18 protein-coding genes and 1 tRNA gene are annotated in these 22,683 nt (G+C 58.2%); 8 read left to right on the forward strand and 11 right to left on the reverse strand.

Annotated features, from left to right (window positions below; translation table 11 throughout):
- Window positions 1-36: 36 nt before the first annotated feature.
- Window positions 37-1,110, reverse strand: coding sequence for an AAA family ATPase (locus HFP54_RS02360; RefSeq protein WP_206035990.1), 1,074 nt, complete (start codon window positions 1,108-1,110; stop codon window positions 37-39).
- Between the two features lie 448 nt (window positions 1,111-1,558).
- Window positions 1,559-3,049 carry a DUF6513 domain-containing protein gene (locus HFP54_RS02365; RefSeq protein ID WP_168563914.1) on the reverse strand — a complete coding sequence of 497 codons (1,491 nt, stop codon included), beginning with the start codon at window positions 3,047-3,049 and terminating at the stop codon, window positions 1,559-1,561.
- Window positions 3,050-3,777: 728 nt separating this feature from the next.
- On the opposite strand from HFP54_RS02365, the gene HFP54_RS02370 reads away from it, so the two are divergent.
- From HFP54_RS02370 to HFP54_RS02380, 3 genes are all read left to right on the forward strand, one after another.
- Window positions 3,778-4,593, forward strand: a complete 816-nt coding sequence (locus tag HFP54_RS02370) for a menaquinone biosynthetic enzyme MqnA/MqnD family protein (protein WP_168563915.1) — start codon at window positions 3,778-3,780, stop codon at window positions 4,591-4,593.
- Window positions 4,594-4,729: 136 nt separating this feature from the next.
- Window positions 4,730-5,890, forward strand: a complete 1,161-nt coding sequence (gene mqnC / locus HFP54_RS02375) for a cyclic dehypoxanthinyl futalosine synthase (RefSeq protein ID WP_168563916.1) — start codon at window positions 4,730-4,732, stop codon at window positions 5,888-5,890.
- 302 nt (window positions 5,891-6,192) lie between these two features.
- Window positions 6,193-6,531, forward strand: coding sequence for a BON domain-containing protein (locus HFP54_RS02380; protein ID WP_146412201.1), 339 nt, complete (start codon window positions 6,193-6,195; stop codon window positions 6,529-6,531).
- A gap of 343 nt (window positions 6,532-6,874) precedes the next feature.
- On the opposite strand, the gene HFP54_RS02385 is transcribed toward HFP54_RS02380, so the two are convergent.
- Both HFP54_RS02385 and HFP54_RS02390 read right to left on the reverse strand, forming a co-directional pair.
- A complete protein-coding gene (locus tag HFP54_RS02385; RefSeq protein ID WP_206035960.1) occupies window positions 6,875-8,458 on the reverse strand; it encodes a glutamate ligase domain-containing protein in 1,584 nt (527 codons plus the stop codon).
- 206 nt (window positions 8,459-8,664) lie between these two features.
- On the reverse strand, window positions 8,665-9,612 hold the full coding sequence (locus tag HFP54_RS02390; protein ID WP_168563918.1) for a uracil-DNA glycosylase: 948 nt from the start codon (window positions 9,610-9,612) through the stop codon (window positions 8,665-8,667).
- A gap of 253 nt (window positions 9,613-9,865) precedes the next feature.
- Here HFP54_RS02390 and der point away from each other — a divergent pair, with 253 nt between their 5' ends.
- The 3 genes from der (at window position 9,866) to HFP54_RS02405 (ending at window position 14,994) form a co-directional block, all read left to right on the forward strand.
- The gene (gene der, locus HFP54_RS02395; RefSeq protein WP_146412207.1) at window positions 9,866-11,230 is read left to right on the forward strand and encodes a ribosome biogenesis GTPase Der; all 1,365 of its coding nucleotides are present in this window, start codon (window positions 9,866-9,868) and stop codon (window positions 11,228-11,230) included.
- A gap of 222 nt (window positions 11,231-11,452) precedes the next feature.
- Window positions 11,453-13,513 carry a DUF1592 domain-containing protein gene (locus HFP54_RS02400; protein ID WP_168563919.1) on the forward strand — a complete coding sequence of 687 codons (2,061 nt, stop codon included), beginning with the start codon at window positions 11,453-11,455 and terminating at the stop codon, window positions 13,511-13,513.
- Window positions 13,510-14,994 carry a DUF1552 domain-containing protein gene (locus HFP54_RS02405; RefSeq protein ID WP_168563920.1) on the forward strand — a complete coding sequence of 495 codons (1,485 nt, stop codon included), beginning with the start codon at window positions 13,510-13,512 and terminating at the stop codon, window positions 14,992-14,994. Before HFP54_RS02400 ends, HFP54_RS02405 begins: the two co-directional genes overlap by 4 nt.
- Before the next feature lie 44 nt (window positions 14,995-15,038).
- Here HFP54_RS02405 and HFP54_RS02410 read toward each other — a convergent pair whose 3' ends face one another.
- From HFP54_RS02410 to HFP54_RS02420, 3 genes are read right to left on the reverse strand one after another with little or no spacing between them, the layout of a single operon-like run.
- Entirely contained in the window at window positions 15,039-15,353 is a 315-nt protein-coding gene (locus HFP54_RS02410; RefSeq protein WP_146412213.1) for a DUF4235 domain-containing protein, read from the reverse strand.
- A complete protein-coding gene (locus HFP54_RS02415) occupies window positions 15,350-15,523 on the reverse strand; it encodes a hypothetical protein (protein ID WP_168563921.1) in 174 nt (57 codons plus the stop codon). The genes HFP54_RS02410 and HFP54_RS02415 overlap by 4 nt, the downstream gene beginning before the upstream one ends.
- Window positions 15,524-15,560: 37 nt before the next feature.
- Complete coding sequence (locus HFP54_RS02420; protein WP_168563922.1) at window positions 15,561-16,001, reverse strand: thioredoxin family protein; 441 nt, start codon at window positions 15,999-16,001, stop codon at window positions 15,561-15,563.
- 218 nt (window positions 16,002-16,219) lie between these two features.
- On the opposite strand from HFP54_RS02420, the gene HFP54_RS02425 reads away from it, so the two are divergent.
- Complete coding sequence (locus HFP54_RS02425; RefSeq protein WP_146412217.1) at window positions 16,220-16,570, forward strand: hypothetical protein; 351 nt, start codon at window positions 16,220-16,222, stop codon at window positions 16,568-16,570.
- 188 nt (window positions 16,571-16,758) lie between these two features.
- The gene (locus HFP54_RS02430; protein WP_168564176.1) at window positions 16,759-18,180 is read left to right on the forward strand and encodes a sulfatase-like hydrolase/transferase; all 1,422 of its coding nucleotides are present in this window, start codon (window positions 16,759-16,761) and stop codon (window positions 18,178-18,180) included.
- Window positions 18,181-18,243: 63 nt separating this feature from the next.
- Here the strand turns inward: HFP54_RS02430 and tgt are convergent, their stop codons facing one another.
- The 4 genes from tgt to gnd form a co-directional block, all read right to left on the reverse strand.
- The gene (tgt, locus tag HFP54_RS02435; RefSeq protein WP_168563923.1) at window positions 18,244-19,392 is read right to left on the reverse strand and encodes a tRNA guanosine(34) transglycosylase Tgt; all 1,149 of its coding nucleotides are present in this window, start codon (window positions 19,390-19,392) and stop codon (window positions 18,244-18,246) included.
- A gap of 7 nt (window positions 19,393-19,399) precedes the next feature.
- The gene (locus HFP54_RS02440) at window positions 19,400-20,731 is read right to left on the reverse strand and encodes a DNA-directed RNA polymerase subunit alpha C-terminal domain-containing protein (protein ID WP_146412220.1); all 1,332 of its coding nucleotides are present in this window, start codon (window positions 20,729-20,731) and stop codon (window positions 19,400-19,402) included.
- Between the two features lie 142 nt (window positions 20,732-20,873).
- Window positions 20,874-20,947 (reverse strand) — tRNA-Thr (locus HFP54_RS02445).
- Window positions 20,948-21,139: 192 nt separating this feature from the next.
- Entirely contained in the window at window positions 21,140-22,615 is a 1,476-nt protein-coding gene (gnd, locus tag HFP54_RS02450) for a decarboxylating NADP(+)-dependent phosphogluconate dehydrogenase (protein ID WP_168563924.1), read from the reverse strand.
- Between the last annotated feature and the right edge of the window lie 68 nt (window positions 22,616-22,683).

The following is a 22,683-nucleotide window of genomic DNA, read 5'->3' on the forward strand; positions in this document are numbered from 1 at the left end:
TCATCAAGGTCGCATCGTACGTGTCGGTGTTGGCGGCTAGGATGCTTTCGCCGCTCGGTCCTCGGCCACTTCATCGACCAGTTGTTGCACAATCTGTTTCGCGTCGACCCCTTCGCTTTGCGCCGCGAATGTGGTGATCAGACGGTGGGTCAACACGGGCTGTGCGACGGCTTGAACGTCTTCGGTGCGGACCATGTATTGGCCTTCCAATGCCGCACGCGTTTTGCCACCCAGGATCAGGTACTGCACGGCGCGTGGTCCGGCGCCCCAAGACACCAGGCGACGAAGCCAATCCGATGCTTCGGGTTCCCCGGGACGTGTCCGACGCACCAAGTCGACCGCATATTGGTACACATGATCGGGCACCGGAATTCGACGTGCCAAATGTTGAAACTCGATGATCTGGTTGCCGTCCAGGATATGTTCCAACGTGGGCATCGAATCGCCCGTGGTGGTTCTGGCGATTTGGATTTCTTCCGCTTCGGATGGATAACCCAATTCGATCAGAAACATGAAGCGATCCAACTGGGCTTCGGGCAACGGATACGTGCCTTCTTGTTCCACCGGGTTTTGTGTCGCCAGCACCAGGAACGGCTCGTCCAGACCGTAAGACTTGCCCAGCACCGTGATGCGTCGTTCTTGCATCGCTTCCAGCATCGCGGCTTGGGTTTTAGGTGGCGCGCGGTTGATTTCGTCCGCCAAAACAATGTTGGAGAACACCGGGCCGCGGACGAAATGAAACTCGCGTCGGCCGTCGGCGGTGTCTTGCAAAATGTCGGTGCCGGTGATGTCCATCGGCATCAAGTCGGGCGTGAACTGGATGCGATTGAACTGAAGCGACAACGTTTCAGCCAGCTTGCTGACCAGCAAGGTCTTGGCCAAGCCCGGAACCCCCATCAGCAAGGAATGGCCGCGAGCAAACAGACAGATCAACAGCTGATCAATGACACGATTTTGGCCGACGATGACCTTGGCCAATTCGTCTTTCAGTTGCTGGTGGTGCTGGCGTAGACGCTGAAGACTTTCAACATCGTCGTGGCTCAGTTCCGTGGTCGGATTCGACCGGGACGGATCACCGGTCGGGGTCGGGGCATCGGATGACACTTGCAGGAGGGCTCCGCGATGGGCGGTCAAATCCCCGTCGGTGGGATTCGGCCGAGATGTCGGTCAATGAGGGTGGGAATGCTGGATCGCAGGAATGAATGGTCCCGGGACGCGTCAGGCACATCCGGCGGTGTGACCGTTGTCCCGGTGTGCCGCAGGCAGGACCGGATGGAATCGTCAAAGCAGACTTTCAGCCGCCAAAGTATCAGCCGACCTTGCGACCCGCAAACGTCGACGCTGTCGCGTTTTCCCGGCCGTCATCATCGGTGGCGATTTGCCGCGTCGGGGCTGACCGCGATGCATCCCTGTCCGCACCATGATAGTCGCCCGGTCGGGCTTGCGAACCATGGCGTACGACGATCGCACCAGATGCCGGCCAGCCGTTGGTGCAGACCAGGGTTCGGCACTAAATGCATCATGTCATGCGCCGATGTTGATCAGCCCGCCGGCCATTTCAATCGGATTCTTGGCCGTCCGATCCCTTGCGATCCGATCCCTTGCGACCCCGTGCGGTTCGCTCGATGCGGTGGGCGTCTTCTTCCACCGTCAGGATGCCCCAATTCAATGCGCGGTCTTGTTCGTATTGCTTGCCCAATTGCATCGCGATCGTGGCTTTGGCCATTTCATAGCCCAAGTAAAAGGCATGTCCCGGATCCATCGAATCACCGCGAGGTGATTTCAACAAGGCATCGAACATGGCAAATGCATCACGGTCGCTTAGATGCAGGCCCGACGACACCAAGTGGATCAAATCGTCATCGGCAAAGATGCGATAGTTTGTATCGCGAATCGTGGTGGCCAGTTCTTTCAAGGCGCCATTGGGCATCGGTCGCAGTTTTGGGTCACGCAGCATGACCAGTGCATCACTGATTCGCTTGGGTGGTGTTTGCATGCCAACCGCGTAACGCACCAAACGCCGCGCGTGATCACATTCGCGAACCGAGGATCGTGCCCAGTTGATGACTTGAGTCGTCAGCACGCTTTCGATGCGCAGTTCTTCGCAGATCGCCAGCAGGATCAAGTTGACACCCGCCGAATCAACGTCGGTCAATTCGGTCAGGTTTCCGATGCCCATCATCATCTTGATTGCCGGATCATGTTTTCGAAATTCAGCGTATCGTTGCAAGCTGGCAAAGAACCCCGAACCAATGGGCTCCAAGATAGCGTCGGCGCGAACGCGCACGTCGTGTCGGCGAAGTTCATCGACCGTGTGTTTCAAACTGTTGATGTCGTTCGGCACATCGGGGATCGCTACCACTTCACAGCCCCAGTCGGTGGCAGCGAAACGGTTGGACGCGTTGACCGACAACACCAAGTCCGCACCCGCGGCGACCGCTCGTTCGGTTTCCGGGATGTCAAAGGTGTCGATGGATGCGGGCACGCCTTCGTCCAACACGGCTCGAACGTAGTCGGCGATGTTGGGACAGGCAGACGATGGATCGCATCCGATATCGATTCGATCCGCACCCTGATCACGCAAGTGTCCGACGGCGGATCGAAAGTCTTGCATCGACAATCGTGGGGCGTGATTGATTTCCGCGATGATTTCGATTCCATGGTCGGTCAACTGCACCGGCATCGATTGACCGCCGAACCATTCGTGCAATTCACGACAGTCTTTGGGGCCAATCCACCAGCGGACTTGGTCACCACGGGCAATATCGCTTTGAAACTCGCTGATCACGGACGCACGTTGATCGGGGTCCATGCAAACAAATCCCGGCAACACGACGTCGGTCGTCTGTGGCGGAATTTCAAGTTTCCGTTTCAACCAACGTGGCGTCATCAGTGCCGCAACGGTGATGGGGGCAACCCCCACGGTGCAACGAACGTCATGACGCTGTTGCAATTCATCGGCAATGTGACGCAACATCGGTTCGGCCAACTTGCCCGTGACCAAGTGGATGCGTTGGCCGGCCGATGGTTGAAAAGCGTCTTGTTGCATGTTGAATGATCCATCAAATATGACGTGTCAAAGTCGTCTTCGATGTGCGATGGTCTTGACGTTTGGCAGATGCGACTTACAAAAGGTAATAGCGAGAGACTTGTTTGCGGTCGTTTTTTACAAAACGATCGTGACGTGGCCGAGGTCTCTCGTTTTTTTATGCGCGTTCAGCGGTGCGATGCGTTGCAACATGGGGCACCCGAATCGAGCACATAGACGATTCCAAACGCTCGGCCAGCTGATGTCGTTTCGGCGATAAGTCGACGACCTGAATATGCACGCTTAGCGACCGATGATCCGCCGCATCAAGGTTGCATCGTTGCGTCCTATCGGAAGTGATTGTTTCGACGCGAATGCGAAGGATGGGAGCAAATGCGAAACGATCAGCCTTGTCGGTCTTGGACAGGCCACAACGGGGTGCTGAACAAATCAGCCCATCTGACTTGATTTAAATGACGGTCGGAGCAGATGGTGGCTCCATTGATCGGTGACGGATGGTCTGGTTAGGCCTGGCCTGCCCACGATGAAGATGCCGGTGCGGTGCGGTGCGGTGCGCCTGCGGTGCGGTTCCCGCTGGGGGTGGTGTGACGACTTTGTGGGAAAGTCGATCGGCACCGGGGTTGCCAGATTGGGTTTTTGCCGGTTAAACGGCGTGAGGAAAGCCGTTTTTGTCATCTACACGGGATGCCGGCTGCTAATCGATTCGTATTCCACCGTCGCATTCTTCCATGATTCGCATCGGCGCTGTTTCCTATCTGAACACCAAACCGCTGATCGCAAGCTTGCGTGATCGGTTGGCGGGCCGCGGGCAATTGACGCTGAATTTGCCCAGCCGGTTGGCCGATGATTTGAATGAAGGGCGGTTGGACGTCGCGTTGATCCCGATCATCGAGTCCTTTCGTACGCCCGGTTTGCGAGTCATTTCCGACGCCGGAATCGCTTGCCGAGGTCCGGTGTGGAGCGTTCGATTGCTCAGTCGCGTGCCGATCGACCAGATTCGCACTCTGGCGCTGGACGAAGGCAGCCGGACCAGCGCCGCGATGGTGCAGGTCTTGTTGTGGGAACGATATGGTTTGCGGCCCCAGACCGTGCCGCTCGGGATGGAGCAGTTGCCCGAATCGGTGGCAGCTGACGCGGTTTTGATCATCGGCGACCGGGCGATGTACCCCGAGCAAGGCGTCTATGAACAAATTTGGGATTTGGGCGATCAGTGGTGCCGTTGGACCAAATTGCCGTTTGTTTTCGCCGCCTGGGTTGCCCGGCCCGGCGTCGATGTGAGCGGCCTGGCCGAGATTCTGCAGGCCAGTCGCGACGACGGCTTGCAAGCCGTCCCGTCCATCGCCCAGCGTGAAGCGGCCCGGCATGGGCTGACGACCGAAGACCTAATTGATTATTTTCGAGTGAATCTGCATTACCGGTTGGAAGCCGGTGAGTTGCGGGCGATGGAACTATTCCGCGAAAAAGCCGCCGCCATCGGATTGGTCCGTCCCGCCGACGACGATCCCGGACGTCCCCAAGGGGCCGCCGAGCGAATCGTCGAATGACAGTCGGCAACGTCCCGATTTGGCGGCCCGACGTTACCGATTGCGTCACCATCACGCCGAGGCATGACGCGTGTTGTTGACGCCCCGTTTTGACCTTCCGTAATCCCTTACCATTCGACCCACGTTCAAGCCGATAATGATTGCCGCCGCAAAGCCTGCCGTGCGTGACATCTTAGAAAAAGCTCTTCAGGGCGAACGGTTGACCGTCGCCGAAGGCGTCACCCTTTTGGAAAGTCACGATCTGGCCGCCATCGGAGCTGCCGCCGATCGAGTGTCTCGACGAATGCATCCGGAACCCTATCGGACGTACAACGTCGATCGGAACATCAACTACACCAACGTGTGTACGGCGGTGTGTGACTTCTGCGCATTCTATCGAGGGCCCAAGAGTGACGAAGGCTACGTCCTGCCACGCGACGTTCTGTTGAAGAAGGTGGAAGAGACCGTGGAGTTGGGCGGCAATCAGATCTTGTTGCAAGGTGGTCTGCATCCCAAGTTCAAGTTGGATTGGTATGAGGAGATGTTGCAGGACATCAAGTCGGCCTTTCCCACAGTCAACATTCACGGCTTTAGCCCTCCAGAGATCTATCACTTCACCAAAGTCAACAAGTTGCCGTTGGACGAAGTGCTGCGACGACTTCAGGCCGCCGGGCTGGGAAGCATTCCCGGTGGAGGTGCGGAGATTCTGGTCGATCGTGTTCGAGATGAAATCACGCGTGGAAAGGTGTCCACCGATGATTGGCTGGATGTCATGCGGGTGTGGCACAAGATGGGCGGTATCAGCAGCAGCACGATGATGTTTGGTCACGTCGAAACGTTGGCCGAGCGGGTCGAGCACCTGCAACGGCTGCGCGACTTGCAGGACGAGACCGGGGGATTCACCGCGTTCATTTGCTGGACGTTCCAACCCGACAACACGGAAATGTCCGACACGCCGCCGGCCGGTTCGTTTGAGTACCTGAAGATGTTGGCCGTTGCTCGGCTGTTTCTGGACAATATCCCCAACATGCAAAGCAGTTGGGTCACCCAGGGGGCCAAGATCGGCCAGCTTGCGCTGGTCTTTGGGGCCAATGACATGGGCAGCCTGATGATCGAAGAAAACGTGGTGGCCGAAGCCGGTACGGTGCACTACCTGACCATCGAGCAAATCCGCGATTCGATTTCCGAACTGGGGTACCAACCGCGTCAACGCGACGTCTTCTACAAATTGGTCGACCCGGCGTTGGAAGCGAAGGCGATCGAGGTGAACGGATCACGCAGCAACTGCGATCCGAACGTAGTCGCGCTGGAGGTCTGACGGCCAACCTTGGGGCGGCCCGATGTTGGAGACTTGTCGACCAGGCCGGCCCATTAGAGGCTGATTTTGCTAGCAAGTAAGAATCGTCCTGACGTGTCTTTTGCGTCAACTTTCCTGGATTAACAATCGTTCGCGACAAGGCGCAAAAGAGAGCGGTTTCCCGCCACTTTTTTCTCGAATGTGAAGACTTTCTCGGCTTCGCGAAGCCTTGAATTGTTAGTCTAGAAATATGGCGGACGTAACGTCTTGGGATGGCGTTACTAACGTGAACCGAATGGCCAATGGATGGAGAGTGAGTTCTCGTGACGATTCAAACGCATGGCTTTGCTGCCACCGCGAACGTCGAAGTCAAACCGACGAATCAGCCGGATGCCTATCGCATCGCATTTCAACAGTTGACCCGGCTGTTTCAAGATTGCTGCTACGGAGATCTACACCGGGTGCGCGTCGTGTTGCATGGCAGCGTGGTGCAATTGTTGGGTGATGTTTCCAGTTACCACATGAAGCAAACCGCTCAAGAAATGGTGCGACGGGCCATGCCCAGTCATCGCGTGATCAACGACCTGACCGTTCAATCACCCGACCCGGTGACCACCATCGGCAAGTTGCGAAATCAACGAATGCCACAGCAGCCTCGCTAGGTTTGACACCGGCTGATCGGTGAAATTCATCACTGCTCGCGATTGCCATCGCAGAGCCAAGGTGATGTTGAATACCGGCATATCTAGATAGATGCCGGTCGATGGTGAGCCGTGCTACGGATCGAATATTTCCGTGTTTCCGCCGGCTTGTTGATGATCGACTGTTGGTCGAGTCCGACGACTCTTTTCGCGATCGACGAAGTCACGCTTCGATGAATCCATGCCTGTTCGCCTGATGATATCCGCGTTCTTGCGTCATCCGCGGATTACCTTCGGACATCTCGTCCAGACACGGGCAGCTGGTCAGCGATAGCTTGCCCGCCCAATGTTACCGGTCTTGGGATTATCGAGCGCCGACGATTCGCAATCGCGGACGCGATCCACCGGCCCGATCTTTTTTCGGTTGACGGTTTTGTTGTTTGCGGATGTTGTTGGCCAGCGATTCCAGTTCCAAACGCTCGGTTCTGGCGTTTCCCCGGCTTGCCCCGCAAAGGACCAGCACCGTGTCGTCAGCGCCGGCTTCGCTGATCGCCCACTGCAACGCACGGTCGCTGTCGGCAACCAAACGAAATGCGGCGCACTGCGTGACACCGTCCAATACATCATGCGATCGCTTCAGAAAGGATCGCTTCTGGTCTTTCGATGTCGTGATCACGGCTTGGTCGCCGAAGCGTTCGATCAGGTGACCGACTTCGGCTAAGTCTTCGGACGAGTGTGTTTCGCGAATGCTGAAAACGCACCAAAGTTTTCCTTGACCTTTGCTTGCCCGTGCCGCACGAATCGCCGATGTGATGGCGGTCGGGTTTCCTGCGACGTCGATCACCGCGTTGGCGGCATGTTCGCAAGTGATCTGCTGCATCCGCCCGGGAAAAGATCGCATGGTGTGCATCGTTTCGACGAGGCGATGCAACGGACGATCGATCAGCAGTCCGAAGGCCACCGATGCCAATTGATCGGCCAGCATTCCGCCGCCACTCAGCATCGTTTCCATTGCGATGGTCGTGTCGTCGTAGTTGACCAAGGATGTGGTCACGCCATCAGCCTGGTCAATGATCTTGGCCGTCACATCGGCAGCACCGCGAAGCGAATAAGTGACCATCCGCACGCCGGCGTCACGAGCCGACCGCATGCCGACTTGATCATCTGCCGATAGGATCAGAACACCTTCGGGCGTCAAACGCTCCAGCGCGCAGTTCAGGCCGGTGGGGCCAAAATCGTGTCCGGCGACGGTTCGGCCTGTCGCGATCAACACATCAAATTCGATCGCATCGTGACGTCCGTGACGCAAATCGGCATCGGTCAATTCGATCACCGCGGCCTGGCATCCCGCGTCGACCGCTTCGGCCAACCAACGCAATGAATCGGATCCGCATTGTGGGCCATGTTCGGGTGTCGTCTGCAGAACGCCGTCGGATTCGCCGAGGTCGGTCTGGTAGGCCGTACGGATTTGGGCGTCGCGAAGCACCGCGGCGACCAGCAAGCTAGCGGTGGTTTTCCCGGTCGACCCTAACACGCCAACGGTCAGCATTTGACGATCCGGTCGACCGATCAGCGTGGCTTCGATTCGAGCCGCCGCATGTTCGACATCGGGCACGATGCATTGTGGCAGGGGGCAAGGCAACAGTTGTTCGGTCAAGATTCCCGCGGCACCGCGCGCCATGGCTTCGGCAATCAACTGAACTGGTTCGCATTGTCCGATTCGATAGACCACGACCGCGTCTGACCAAGTTTGGTCGTCGCTTGCGTCGGTCTCCGGTGCATCGCCTTGGAATTCCACCAAGCGTGTTGCGCGGATGTCGTCGACCGACTCGTCGAAGAATCGTGCCTCGGGCAAAATCTGGCCCAGAGCCGCCACCGTTTGTTTTCCAGACGGATGGCCAAAGCCGCGAAGTTCAAAAGAAGTGGTTTGGGCTTCGGTCGATTTCATCTGACGCATCGGTTGCCTCCCTGCGTGACGTCAGTCGGTTTCACGACATTCCTTGCCGCGGACAACGCACTCGTTGCGTCGTCATGCGGAAAATTGTTGGGATGTCGGCGATACGGTCAATAGCGAAAACAGACGCGATGCTAAGCTTTCATTTGCTAGCAAATGCCGAGAATCGCCGAGCGAAACGACGATCATGATGGGCGTGATCACTGGCCGGTGCGGATGCCTGCGTCACGCAACATTAGCTGTAAATCTTCCCAAGCGGCACGTTTCGCCGACGGATTTCGCAATAGATATGCCGGGTGATACGTCACCAAGACTTTGCTATCAAAATACCGATGAAGCTTGCCCCTTAGACGTCCCACCGACAGTTTGCTTTGCAACAAAGTTTGTGCGGCGACGGCGCCAAGACAGACCACATATTCCGGACGCAGGGTGGACAGTTGGGTCGTGAAATATTCACGACAATTTTCGATTTCTGTTGGTTCCGGATTCCTGTTTCCCGGCGGACGACACTTCACCGTGTTCAAGATGTAGACGTCGTCACGCCGCAGCGTGCAGGCTTCGATCATCTTGGTCAGCAGTTGTCCGGCGCGTCCGACAAACGGGCGTCCCGTCCGGTCTTCGTCGGCGCCGGGGCCTTCGCCGAAGAATGCAAAACGCGGCGTCACGCTGCCTTCCCCGAACACCGTTTGTTTACGACAGGACGCCAAATGGGGGCATCGCTGGCACTGCGCGACCGTGTTCGCCAGGCTTTCCAGGACCTCTACACGTTGCGGGGCCAACAGGTTTTCACCCGGGTACGGACCGTCGGAGACTTCCATCGGCGGCACCCCCGCCAAACGCGACCGAGTCGCATCACCCAGGTGGTCGGGGGGCGACGGGGCGGGACGTCGCCCTGGCTGACCCCGGTCGGCCGCTCGAGATGCCGCAGACTTGCGGGGCCCATCGGCGGGCGTGGATGCTGGTTTGCGTGACGCTGCAGACTGGCCGGGCGTCTGGGCACCGTCCGGTGGACGGGCATCAGGCAGCTGAAAGGATTCGGCCAGTCGAGCCACATTTTCCGCGTCGGGCCCCGGCATCCACTGGACCCCGGACCGCTTAAGGTGTCGGGCAAGTTGCGATGCGGCGTATAGCAATTCGTCGTTTCGCATCGCTGGGATGACTTGTCACGTTTGGCGGAATCTGGCGATGCCGATTCCAGAACGGGGATCGGCTGCGACATCATTTTCTACGTCCGGGCGGGCCTTGTCAGCGGGGCGGACGATTGCACGCCAGTTTTTGTGGGATCGGCGGCTCGATCCACTAGGTCGATCCGCCGAATCGGTCTACCCTAGCCCGTTGATCACCCCGCCCCGTTGGTCCGATCGGATCCGGGCCCCGTTTGCGTCGACCTTTTGTCCCATCATGCCTGTTCCCCAAGTCGCCATCGTCGGTCGCCCCAACGTCGGCAAAAGCAGTTTGTTCAACTGGTTGGCACGTCGCCGACTGGCCATCGTCGATGATTTCGAGGGGGTGACCCGAGATCGGATGACGACGCTGATCGAAATCGGCGAAACCGAAAAGTTCTTTGAATTGGTCGATACGGGCGGGATGGGAATCGAAGACCCCGACGATCTGACCGCCGATGTCCAGCGGCAAATCGAGGCGGCAATCGCGTCGGCCGATGTCATCCTGTTGGTGGTGGACATTCAAACGGGGCTAATGCCGTTGGATGAAATGGTCACCGAGCGTTTGCGTGCGGTTCAGCGTCCGGTGATTTTGGTGGCCAACAAAGCGGACCAAGAACACATGGACACGCATGCCGAAGAATTCCATCGGCTGGGACGTGGTCATTTGATTTGTGTCAGCACGACCCAGAATCGAAATCGTGACAAGTTACTGGATCTGATCCAGGATCGCTTGCCCGAATATGATGACGATGATGTGGTGGAAACGCCGCAGATGAAAGTCGCCATTGTGGGGCGTCGAAACGTTGGCAAAAGCACCTTCGTCAACACGTTGTCCGAGTCGGATCGGATGATCGTCAGCGAAGTCGCCGGGACCACCCGTGACAGCGTTGACGTGTTGTTTGAAATGGACGGCCAAAGCTTCATTGCGATTGATACGCCGGGGCTTCGCAAACGCAAAAGCGTTCGCACCGACCTGGATTTTTACGGCACCCACCGCGCCCAGCGAAGCATCCGACGCGCCGATGTCGTTTTGATGTTCTTCGACGCGATGGAAAAGACCAGCAAAGTCGACAAGCAATTGGTCGGCTACATCATGGAACACCACAAGCCGTGCATCTTTGTGGTCAACAAATGGGACTTGCTGAAAGGGCAATTACCCACCGATCGCTGGGTCAAGTATTTGCGGGGGCAATTCCCAACACTTGCCTATGCACCGATCGCGTTCATCACGGGTGAAACCGGCAAGAATGTCAAAACGTTGTTGAATCACGCGACGATGCTGTACAAGCAATCGATGCACCGTGTATCGACGGGGTTGTTGAATCGCATCATTCGCGACGCCGTGACCGCTCACCCACCGGCGATGTATCAGAACCGGCGCCCCAAAATTTACTACGCGACTCAGGTGTCGACCCAGCCACCGACGATCGTGCTGATGTGCAGCGACCCGAAGGCATTCGGCAAGGACTATCAGCGGTACTTGTTGAACACCTTTCGTGATCACCTGCCGTTTGGCGAGGTTCCGATCAAGATGTATTTGAACAAGCGGGCGCGAAACGACGAGAAAGCCGAAGCGTTGCCAAAGGAAGGCGGCGGCTAGTTTCAATCGGCGGGACCAAAAGGGCTCGGCGGGGCTTGTGCAAGACGCGAACGATAGCGTGGTGTTTGCACCTCGGAAGTTTGTCTATGGACACAGGGCGGAGGACACGGGGCTGAGGGCACAGACCCATAGATACTCGGCCTGCGGCAGATTGGCACATCCGGCGGGCGGATCGGGTACCCTAGAAGGGACTGCCCCGCCCCACCCTGCCCGATGCCCGCCATGCGATCTTCGCTATTTCGACAAACGCATCCGCCCCACGGTGGTGCGGGACCCCGCCCATCGTTGACCGGGGCTTTCAAACTTTCGCTTCGTTTTCTGGTGCTGGTGCTGGGCAGTATGGCGGCTGTTGGCAACGTCGGGCGGGCTGAAAGCAGCGTCACTGAGACGATGTTTCGTGAGGAAGTCGCGCCGATTTTGGCCCGTCACTGTATCGGGTGCCACGACGCGTCCACCGCCGAGGCGGGACTGGATCTGTCGCATCGCGATGCGGCGCTGCGCGGTGGGCACGATGGTGTGGTGATCGTCGAGGGCCAGGCAGATCACAGCGCGTTGTGGCAAGTCATCGACGCCGATCTGATGCCGCCGGACCGTCCGCCGCTGACCGATACCGAAAAGGCGGTCATTCGCCGCTGGATTAACAACGGTGCTTCCTGGACGATTGATTTCGTCGATCCGGCGATCTACTCGGGTACCCCGGTCAGGCCCCAGCAATGGGTCCGTCGTTTGACCGTGGACGAATACGTTCACACGGTTGCGGATGTTTTCGGCGTGGACGTGCAAGCCCAGGCCGCACGCTTGTTGCCCGCCGATCCTCGAGCGGATGGCTTTCGAAACACGGCGTATAGTCTGAACGTGGATTTGAAAAACGTTCAAGCGTATGCGCGGTTGGCCGAGCAGATTGTGGATTCGATCCCGATCGAACGCTTTGCCAAACAGTTTCATCGTGGAACCAAGTTCACTGACAAGGACATGCGTGGGCTGATCGATGCGATGGGGCGACATGTCTATCGCGGACCACTGAATGAATCGGAGATTGCGTCGTTGCGTGGCATCACGACCACCGTCGCAGCAGCCGGCGGGACGTACGAGGAAGCGGTGCGCTACGTGCTGCTGGCCATGCTGCAGTCGCCCCGATTCTTGTACCGAATCGAACAACAGGTGATCGATGGCCCAAGAGGGAAACCGGGTGTTGCACCGGAGCGATCTGTGGCGGTGTCCGACTTTGAAATGGCCAGTCGGCTGAGCTATGCGGTTTGGGGAGGCCCGCCGGACAAGCGTCTGTTCGATCTGGCGTCCAAGAAACGCTTGCATGAACGCGAAGTCGTTGAAGCGGAGGTTCGGCGAATGCTGGATGATCCGCGAGCGCGTCGACAGTCATTGCTGTTCGCCTCGCAGTGGTTGGACTTGGACCGCTTGGCGAACCTGAGCCCGGATCAAAAGCGTTTTCCGAAATGGCAGGCTGCTTTGGCCGATGACATGCGTCGTGAAACGCTAGCGTTTTTCGAGGAAGTCGTCTGGAATCGCCGCCGTCCAATGGTTGCCTTGTTGAATGAACCGGTGACCTTCGTGACGCCTCGTTTGGCCGACCACTATGACTTGGCCGTCGATCTTCCCGCGGATGATGATCAAGCCTTGAATCTGGTTTCGTTGGTGGACGTTCCCCAGCGCGGCGGGTTGTTGACGCAAGGCAGTCTTTTGACCATCGGCGGCGACGATGCGTCCATGGTGACTCGTGGGTTATTCGTCCTGAACGATCTGCTTTACAGTCGCGTCGGTGATCCGCCGCCGGGCTTGGACACCACCCCGATTCCGCCCAGTCCGGGACGATCTCATCGTGACATCGCTCTGGATCGCGTGCGAAATGATGCGTGTGGCGGTTGCCATGCGAAGTTCGAACCGCTGGCGTTTGGCTTGGAACGCTATGACGGCTTGGGGACGTATCGGTTGACCGATGAATACGGCAACGAAAATCGTCAGGATGGTGCGATTCAATTTCCTGGTGACGCGATGCCGACGCCGTTTGATGATTCGGCTCAGATGATGGATCTGTTGGCCCGAAGCGATCGCGTGTCCAAGGGAATCACGCGGAAGCTGATTCAGTTTGTGATGGGGCGTCCGCTGACCATGAACGATGTGTCAGACGTCGACCAAATTCATCAGGCTGCGTCGGCCGAAGGCGGGACGTACATGGCGACAATGATCGCCATCGCGACCAGCGATTTGATGGCTCGTGGGCGAGCCGATTTACAATCTTCAGATTCCAATGGGAGCCAGCCATGACGACACTCGGCCATTGCGATTCCAATCATCCGGTTCGCGCGCGACGGCAAACAACGGTGGCACGGCGGATCAGTCGACGGACGCTTCTTCGTGGGGCGGCGGGCGTCACGGTGGGCTTGCCGCTGTTGGAAGAAATGATGCTGTCCACCGCAGTGGCCGGGCAAGCGACGAGCGTTCCGGTGCGGGCGTTCAACGTTTTCTTCGGACTGGGGATCCCCGCCCCGTTGCAGCGGGAAGGATACGGCGGCGTTCTGGAACCGCTGGAGTCATTGAAAGACAAGCTATTGGTGATGCGAAATGTCGATCAGGTTCGCTGTGACCAATCGGGGATCAACGCCCACTTCGACGGGGCCAGCGGCGCGTTTACGGCCGAACCACCCAGTGGTGAAGCCAAAGCGGGTGGACCGTCGATCGATCAGATGATTCGCCGAACCCACTATGCCGACGGTTTGCCGACCGGAATGGTCCCCACGCTGATCGGCGGTACGTTCTTTCGACGCAGTCGTGTCAGCCGATATGTGCACAGCTACAACATCGACGGCACGGTCGCGGCGAGCATGCAGGAAAGGCCTCGCGATTTGTTTGATCGCGTATTCGGTCGCGTCGATAGCGGTGGCAATGCGGACGAGTCCACGGTCCGTGAAAAACGCTTGCGCAAAAGCGTGTTGGATAGCGTGGTTGATCAATACAAGTATTACACCGGTCCGGCTTCGCCGTTGGGAACGGCATCTCGCGGCCGCGTCGCCGACCACCTGGACCGCATTCGGGAATTAGAACAGCGTGCGTTTTCGCTGCAGCGTTCTCAGCACACGCCCGTGGATCCGCCGCCGGAATCGTCGATTCTGCACGGTGGATTGGCTGATCCCGGTGGTGAAGGCATCGACATCACACTGGATGAATTGACCGGCGAATGGCGGCTGATGGCAGAACTTTATGCGTTGGCCGTCCAGGCTGACCGCGTTCGATTCGGTTCGCTGACGTTTCTGGCCGCGGGTGAAAGAATCCGGTTGACCGGCGATTACCACTACGGCGGTCGTTTGGTTCACACCTTTGACGATGCGTCTCGACTGAAGGCGTCGGGCAGCAAAGGTTGCAGCCACGAATGGTGGCACAAATTCAATCCGAAGAAGGACAACACGGAATTGCGTGCACACGCCCACCTGAAGATGCGTGAAGTTGCCTTCTTCTTGAAACAGTTGGATGCCGTGACCGAGGCCAATGGCAAAACGATCCTGGAAAACAGCCTGGTCACGATATCGACCGAATCAGGCGACGGTCGTCACAATGACCCGAAGCGTGAATTATCCGGCGTCTTCCATGCCATCAGTGGTGGTGGCGGACGGTTCAAGACGGGACAGATCATAGACGTCGGGCGTGAAGGCTTAGACGTTTACAACACGATGCTGTCGGCCTTCGGCGCCGCGTCGACGTTGGGGCCCAAGCGACGCGACCATCAAACGGTCGACGCGATCCTTGCCTGATCGGATGGCGTACGTCCACGGCGGTTGACCAACGACGACGTGAACTAGGCCTTGAAACGTTGATACGCCTTTGACGAAGCGCGGCGGGATGCGATGCGTGCGATGCCGACGACGGCGCCGGACACCGCGCCCCAAAGCAGGGCGTCTTTCCAAGCGACCTCATGCGACGCCGGGTTCTTTGGCGGGTCACGGTCAAACGTGGTTCGCCAACCGGCTTGCAGCGTTTGTCGAGCCAAGAAGGTCATTCCCAAAGCGACGGCAAACGCCAACGCGTTCTCTGCGGGTTCGATGCCCGCGTTTCGTTCATCAGGAGCTTCGGAAACAGTTTCAGCGACTTTTTCTTTGATGGATTCAATCATTGGATCGTTTGTCTGGCGGATCGGTTTTCGTTACCCGCCGTATCGCTGGCCGTTTCCGGCCGCCACTGGATCAATGCGGTGGGCGACAACAGGCGGGCAAGTCCATCCAATGCAAGAACGATGCCATGATCCGGCAGACGAGGTAGCGGTACGCCTGTGACGGACGTCATGGTCGCTCGGCAGCCGATCTGGACGACGATCCGTCGTTCAACGGGGTGCGATCGACGCCAGCCAGGCCAACGTTTGTTGCGGCGACATGTAGCCGGATTTCTGCGTGACGAATTCGCCGTCGGGTGTGTAGATCAGTGTGGCCGGATAGCCATTGAGACCCAGCTTTTTCACAACGGCTTTGTCCCGGTCGCCGTCCAGCATCAGCGTTTGGAAATTGGCCGCGACGACACTGCTGGCGGTGCGATCGGACCACGTGTCCTTTTTCATCTTCTTGCAGTAGTGGCACCATTCCGCGGTGACGAAGACCAGGATCGGCTTGCCTTCGGATCGTGCCGCGTTCAACGCAGCTTCCGGCGAATTCTTCCAAGGAATTTCGGCGGCGGCCGGTGACGTTGCTGAGAGTGCGGTCAGGAAGATTCCGACAATCGCCAGCCCGATTGCCCGACCAGAAAGGGCGGTCTGTTGCTGATTCGACATTCAACTGCCTCCGTGCAGTGAACGGGGAACGTGATGGGGTGCCGCCGTAAGTACAACGGCGCGACTAGGCGGTGCAATGTGCGAAGGACATTTTGGTCCGCCATTCCACTGAAAATCCCATGAATTTGCTGTTTTTGCATTGAGTTCGTCGCAACAAATCCGATAGACGCCCACTGAACCCAAAGTTGATACGTCCGCTTGCTAAAGGCGAAACTGCGATGAAATCCATACTGATCCGCGATCCGCGGCGATGGGCTCTGGCCGCGACGGCGGGACTGGTCCTGGCGACTGCGGGGTGCCAAACCGCATCCTTTCCTCGAATGCCCTGGTCCATGACCGCCAAAAAAGACGTTGCCGAAGTGGCGCCGCAGTGTGAGGGTGGTGCTTGTGAAATTCCCAGCGACGGAAAGGACGTCATGCTGACCGGCGGCGAAGACACGCCCGCGTCGTTGTTCGCCAAACTGAATCAGGCGGACTACGTCGAAAAGCATCGCGAACAAGCCGAACAGGCTGAACGCGTCGCCAATATTCCCGACGGTCCCGACAGTTTGTTCGCGCCGTATCGCTAGGACCGTTGGTTGTCGGCTTGGAAGTCTGGAGCCGTTTCGGCCGTGGGACGTTTCTGCTGCGACACCATGCGACATCGGGGAATGTCTGCGCATCGTCCCGAACTCGTTTCGTTTGAAGTATGCTTTGCGACCAGCGTGACCTTGGGCACGTGCGTGATTGACAAAGCAACCTCGATGAAATGAGCCTAATGTTTGATCTGATGCGATGGGCGGTCCTGTTCCTGGGGATGGTCGTTTTTTACATGCCGACTCAGGCTCAACGACCCAACGTGGTTTTGATTGTGGCCGATGACTTGGGCTACAGCGATGTCGGTTTCAATGGCTGTAAAGAAATTCCCACGCCGAATCTGGATGCCTTGGCCGACCGCGGCGTCGTCTTTGAATGTGGGTATGCATCGCATCCGTACTGCAGCCCCAGTCGCGCCGGGCTGTTGACCGGTCGGTATCAACAGCGATTTGGTCATGAATGCAATCCGGAACCGTCGGAGTCCTTTGACGCGTCACCCAATCCGCCGGGCTTGCCGCTGACCGAACAGACCATCGCCGATCGCTTGCGTGCGTCGGGGTATTCGACCGCGGCGATTGGTAAATGGCACTTGGGGGATCAAACGCAATACTGGCCCAACCGGCGTGGGTTTGATCACTGGTTTGGATTCAGCGGTGGCGGGCTCAGCTACTGGGGGGATCTGGGCAACAAGCCCGCGTCGATGGCGGTACATCGGGGTGACACACCGGTCGATCGAAAAAGCTTGACCTATCTGACGGATGATTTTTCCGATGAAGCCGTCCGGTTCGTTCAACGCCCGTCGGATCAACCGTTTTTTCTTTACTTGGCTTACAACGCGCCGCATGCGCCCGATCAGGCCACCCGCAAGCACTTAGAAAAGACAGAGCATATCGAATACGGCGGCCGCGCTGTTTATGGTGCGATGGTCGCAGGGATGGATGAAGGCATCGGCAAGGTCGTCGATGCGCTGGAGCGATCTGGAAAATTGGACAACACGCTGATTGTGTTTTTCAGCGACAACGGCGGCCGGAAGGAACACGCGATGAACTTTCCCTATCGCGGTCACAAAGGCATGCTTTTCGAAGGCGGCATACGCGTGCCATTCGTGATCAGCTGGCCGGCCGGAATCGCCCCCGGGCAACGCGTCGCCGATCCCGTCACATCGCTGGATTTGTGCCCGACCATTTTGGCGGCGACGTCGACCGATGTGGATGCCGATGAACTGGACGGCGTCAATTTGATGCCGATGTTGGATGGGTCACGGCCGGGCCCGTTCCCGGCGCGTACGTTGTTCTGGCGCTACGCGATGGGCGACGATCAATATGGATACGCGGTGCGGTATGGCGATTGGAAACTGGTCGACAGCGGTTACAAGAATCGAAAGCTCTTGTTTGATTTGTCCCGCGACCCCTGGGAACGCGACGACTTGGCCGATGGGAACCCACAGAAAGTACAGGAGTTGTCGTCGCTGATTCGTCAGTGGGACCGGGACAATGTTTCGCCTCGCTGGAGTGACGCCCACGGTCCACACGTGCGCGAAGAAGAACTGGCCCGCCAAGCGATCGTCAATGCGGCTAGCCGTGGTGACAAATCAGCCGAGTGATCGGTGCTTGAGGCTTGTTTTTCAAAGTCGTCGCGCCGAAATACTCAGCTGCTTTTGCCCAGGTTATTGGGCCCCTGATCCGGTCGCCTCGCTGGGCGTTGTAGCCGAATTCCAGCCGGCAATCTTTTCCCGGCGGAATTCTTCAAAGCGGTCCGCTTCGATCGCCGATCGAGTCTCAGACATCAAACGCTGGTAGTACGTCAGGTTGTGAATCGACAACAGGATCGGGCCCAACATTTCACCGGCGTTGAACAGGTGCCGGATGTATCCACGGCTGTGTCGGCACGCGATACAGGGGCATCCCTGTTCGACCGGACGGCGGTCTTCGCGATGGACGGCATTGCGAAGCTTGACCGGTCCCGCGTCGGTGAACGCAATGCTGTTGCGTCCGTTTCGTGTCGGCATGACGCAGTCGAACAGGTCGATGCCGCGAGCGACATTTTCCAATAGGTCGATCGGGCGGCCGACACCCATCAGGTAACGCGGATGATCCGCCGGCAAATGTTCGGTGGTGGCCGCGGTCACTCGATACATTTCCGATGGTTCTTCGCCGACGCTCAGCCCGCCGACCGCGTAGCCATCGAAGTCCATCGACGTCAATTCACGTGCACATTGGGCCCGCAGGGTTTCGTCCAGCCCGCCTTGGACGATGGCAAATTTCGCCTGACGATCGCTGTTGGCGTATTCCAGGCATCGTTTGGCCCATCGAATCGATCGCTCCATCGCATCGGTGACGGCACCGGTGTCGGCGGGAAGTGCGATGACGTGATCCAGCACCATCGCGACATCGCTGCCCAGGGCTTCCTGGATTTCAATGGAATGCTCGGGCGTCAGTTCGACGATCCGTCCGTCGATGTGGCTTCGGAAGGTTGCCGCGTGTTCGGTGACCTTGTTGATTTCGCCCAGGCTGAAGACTTGGAATCCGCCGCTGTCGGTCAGGATCGGGCCTTCCCAGCCGCACATTGCATGCAGGCCGCCCAGACGTCGAACGGTCTCGTGCCCTGGTCGCAGCGCCAAGTGGTACGTGTTGCCCAGGATCATTTGGGCACCGGTCGCGGCGACCTGGTCGATGGTCACACCCTTGACGGTTCCTTGGGTGCCGACGGGCATGAAGCCCGGCGTCTGGACGGGGCCGTGGGGGGTGACAAAAACACCGCGGCGGGCACCCGTGGCCGCGTCGCGGTGTTGAAGATCAAAGTGAAAATTGGACATGCAGCGATCAGTCGCCACGCATCTTCAGACCCAGATCGGCCAGCTTTTCCCGAACCTCGTTCAGGCTGGTCACGCCGAAGTTCTTGCATTCCAGCATGTCGTCGCCGGTCTTGCGAATCAGTTCGCCGATCGTGTTCAGCTGCAGCCGTGCCATGCACTTGCGAGCACGTACGGACAAGTTCAGATCGCTGATCGGACGTTCCAGCAACGCCTGTTCGTCGGGCGACATATGGCTGGTGTCGATCGGCGGATCGTTGCTTTTCTTTTCGTGTGCGAATTGTCCCAGGGACAGGCCCTTGGACGTCAACATTTCACGAATTTCGAACAGGCTGGTTTCGCCGAAGTTCTTGCTGCTTAGCAATTCGGCTTCGGTCGTGCGGGTCAGATCTCCGATCGTGTCGATGCCCATCTTCTGCAGGCAATTGCGACTGCGAACGCTGAGTTCGAAATTGTTGACCGGCATGTTCAAGATCTGCGCCAGCTTGTCGTTGCGACGCTGGGCTTCTTCGTCATACAGCTGGTTGCCGGTCGCCGAAGCGTCCTTGATGTACAGGCTGGCCTGCGGGTGTTCGGGATAGCAATCGAGAATCCGCTTGTAACAAGACTGGGCCCGGTCGTACTGATCACGGTCTTCGTAGATCAGTCCCAAGTTGATCAGTGCACCGATGCCGGTCGGAAAAGCCTTGGCGGCACGCTCGTACAGGGCCAAGCTTTCTTCGTCGTTACCCAGCCGGTCGTTTTCCAGTGCCAGACCGAACAACGCGCCGGCGTGATTGGGGTCGGTGTTGATGGCACGCTCGTACAGCGTCATCGCTTCTTCCAGACGTCCACCGACCGCTGCGACGGTGGCGGCACGCTGGTACATGTATTCCGGGGTCTGTTCGGCTGGGCCGAAAATATCGTCCAGAATCGCCAGCGACTGTTCGATGCGTCCGGCGTAACGGTGACTTTCGGCGGTGCGAATCTTGCACTCGTCTTCGTTGTACCCGGATTTCTGAGCGGCTTCGTACGTCGCGATCGCTTCGTCGTAATGACGCAATTCGAACTGGCATCGGGCCTGGTAGAACAACGCCATCGCGCTGCCGTCGGCCGACTGGAGCGTTTCCAGCGAATCTCTGAACCGCCCCAGCAAAAACTGGCACACGCCCATCTTGGTTTTGCCGGCGGGGCTGAGCATCGTGTCAGCTTCCATCTCGCCGACTGCGTCGCGCAGTTCACCGAAATGACCGTAGTTTTCGGTGATGGCATTGCGGATGGAGGTCACATCCGACGGGCCGAACGAATTGTTCGACAAAACCAGTTCTTTCAAATCGAGGACTTCGATTTCGAGGTCACTCATGTCTTGCAGACTCCTGAACGCGTGATACCGCATCTGAAAAACGCCCACGCAAGGGACGACCGACCTGACGATCGGGCGACCGAAGATGCCCGGCATCAGAGAACCGGGATTTCGCATTGGGGGCGGACCGGCGGACCGGCTAAGCCAGCGGCGGGATTTGAACCCGCAACCCTCGCATTACGAATGCGATGCTCTGCCAATTGAAGCTACGCTGGCGAAATGGTGTGCCGAAGAGCAAGAAAATACGCTCTGGACCCAAAATTAGTCAAGAAGGTCCTGGCGGTGCGGGCGGGCAATTCGACCGCACAAGTGAAAGTAAGTCGTATTGTGCCAGCCCGGCACGATCGACGGCAAGGCGGATCGGCGGACAATTGCCGCAAATACAGCACCGCAACCTATCGTTTCAAATCAGCTGACCGGACGACGCAGATCCAGCCATTCGCTGTGGAAGGTGCCTTCCCGGTCCACCCGTTTGTACGTGTGGGCACCGAAATAGTCACGCTGGGCCTGCAACAGGTTCGCCGGCAAGCGGTCCATTCGATAGCCGTCGTAATAATTCAGTGCCGCACCGAAGGCCGGGACTGGGATCCCCGCGATGCTGGCGGCGGCCACCACGCGACGCCACGCCGGTTGGCATTTCTCGATGGCGTCCTTGAAATAGGGATACAGCAACAGGTTTTCCAGGTTTGGTTGGTCGTCGAACGCTTCCTTGATCCGGTCCAAGAACTGAGCCCGGATGATGCAACCGCCCCGCCATAGCAGTGCCGATTGCCCGTAATCCAGATCCCAGTCGTGTTCGGCCGACGCGGCTTGCAGCTGAACGAATCCCTGGGCATAGCTGACGATCTTTGACGCGTACAGTGCGTCGCGGACCGCGTCGATGAAGCCCTGCTTGTCGCCGATGACCGATTCGGTCAGTGCCGACCACTGGGGATTCGATTCGGCGCCGGGGCCACGCAGCGATTCGCTGGCACGAACGCGGGCGTCCTTTTGGGCCGACAATCCGCGGGCGAACACGGCGGTGGTCACCAGGGTGCTGGGGACGCCCAGGTCCAACGCCAATTGGCTCATCCATTTTCCGGTCCCCTTGGCACCGGCGACGTCCAGAACCTTGTCGACCAGATAGCCGTCACCGCCCTGGTCATCTTTGACACTGAAGATGTCGCGGGTGATTTCGATCAGGTAGCTTTGCAGTTCACCCTGATTCCACTTGGCAAACACGTCGTACAGTTCGTCATTGGTCAGCCCCGCCAGTTCCTTCAGCAACTGATAGGCTTCGCAAATCAGCTGCATGTCGCCGTATTCGATGCCGTTGTGGACCATTTTGACGTAGTGACCTGCGCCACGTGGGCCGACCCATTCGCAACAGGGAATGTCATCATTGGGCCCAACCTTGGCCGCGATGGCCTGGAACATGTCCTTGATTTCCGGCCAGGCCTCTTTGCTGCCGCCCGGCATCAAACTGGGGCCTTTGAGCGCGCCTTCTTCACCACCGCTGACCCCGGCGCCGACGTACAACAGCCCCGCGTCTTCGACCGTCTTGGTGCGTCGCTCGGTGTCGACGTAGTACGTGTTGCCGCCGTCGATGATGATGTCACCGGGTTCGCACAGGGGGATCAACGATTCAATGATCGCGTCGACCGCCGGGCCGGCTTTGACCAGCATCATCAACTTCCGCGGACGTTTGACGGCTTTGACAAAGTCTTCGATCGAGTGAGTGCCGACGAAGTTCTTGCCCGCGGCACGTCCCGCAATCAGATCGTCGACTTTGGAGGTCGTGCGGTTGTAAACAGCAACCTTGTAGCCGCGTGATTCGACGTTCAGGGCCAAGTTTTCGCCCATCACGGCCAGCCCGATCAGTCCAAAATCACAGTCGCCGCTCATTGCCGCTCTCGTTTCCCAGGGGGTGGTGAAATGTGTCAGGCAGGATTCTAGGCGATTGACGGCATCCC

It is taken from the genome of Crateriforma spongiae (assembly GCF_012290005.1).
Classification (GTDB): Bacteria; Planctomycetota; Planctomycetia; order Pirellulales; family Pirellulaceae; genus Crateriforma; species Crateriforma spongiae.

Excerpts from the sequence above, each read along its gene's own strand:
- HFP54_RS02410 (WP_146412213.1), bottom strand. The coding sequence starts at position 15,353 with ATGATTGAATCCATCAAAGAAAAAGTCGCTGAAACTGTTTCCGAAGCT.
- HFP54_RS02400 (WP_168563919.1), top strand. The coding sequence starts at position 11,453 with ATGCGATCTTCGCTATTTCGACAAACGCATCCGCCCCACGGTGGTGCG.
- HFP54_RS02420 (WP_168563922.1), bottom strand. The coding sequence starts at position 16,001 with ATGTCGAATCAGCAACAGACCGCCCTTTCTGGTCGGGCAATCGGGCTG.
- HFP54_RS02385 (WP_206035960.1), bottom strand. The coding sequence starts at position 8,458 with ATGAAATCGACCGAAGCCCAAACCACTTCTTTTGAACTTCGCGGCTTT.
- der (WP_146412207.1), top strand. The coding sequence starts at position 9,866 with ATGCCTGTTCCCCAAGTCGCCATCGTCGGTCGCCCCAACGTCGGCAAA.
- HFP54_RS02365 (WP_168563914.1), bottom strand. The coding sequence starts at position 3,049 with ATGCAACAAGACGCTTTTCAACCATCGGCCGGCCAACGCATCCACTTG.
- tgt (WP_168563923.1), bottom strand. The coding sequence starts at position 19,392 with ATGTCCAATTTTCACTTTGATCTTCAACACCGCGACGCGGCCACGGGT.
- mqnC (WP_168563916.1), top strand. The coding sequence starts at position 4,730 with ATGATTGCCGCCGCAAAGCCTGCCGTGCGTGACATCTTAGAAAAAGCT.
- HFP54_RS02370 (WP_168563915.1), top strand. The coding sequence starts at position 3,778 with ATGATTCGCATCGGCGCTGTTTCCTATCTGAACACCAAACCGCTGATC.
- HFP54_RS02390 (WP_168563918.1), bottom strand. The coding sequence starts at position 9,612 with ATGCGAAACGACGAATTGCTATACGCCGCATCGCAACTTGCCCGACAC.
- HFP54_RS02440 (WP_146412220.1), bottom strand. The coding sequence starts at position 20,731 with ATGAGTGACCTCGAAATCGAAGTCCTCGATTTGAAAGAACTGGTTTTG.
- HFP54_RS02415 (WP_168563921.1), bottom strand. The coding sequence starts at position 15,523 with ATGACGTCCGTCACAGGCGTACCGCTACCTCGTCTGCCGGATCATGGC.
- HFP54_RS02425 (WP_146412217.1), top strand. The coding sequence starts at position 16,220 with ATGAAATCCATACTGATCCGCGATCCGCGGCGATGGGCTCTGGCCGCG.
- gnd (WP_168563924.1), bottom strand. The coding sequence starts at position 22,615 with ATGAGCGGCGACTGTGATTTTGGACTGATCGGGCTGGCCGTGATGGGC.
- HFP54_RS02430 (WP_168564176.1), top strand. The coding sequence starts at position 16,759 with ATGTTTGATCTGATGCGATGGGCGGTCCTGTTCCTGGGGATGGTCGTT.
- HFP54_RS02405 (WP_168563920.1), top strand. The coding sequence starts at position 13,510 with ATGACGACACTCGGCCATTGCGATTCCAATCATCCGGTTCGCGCGCGA.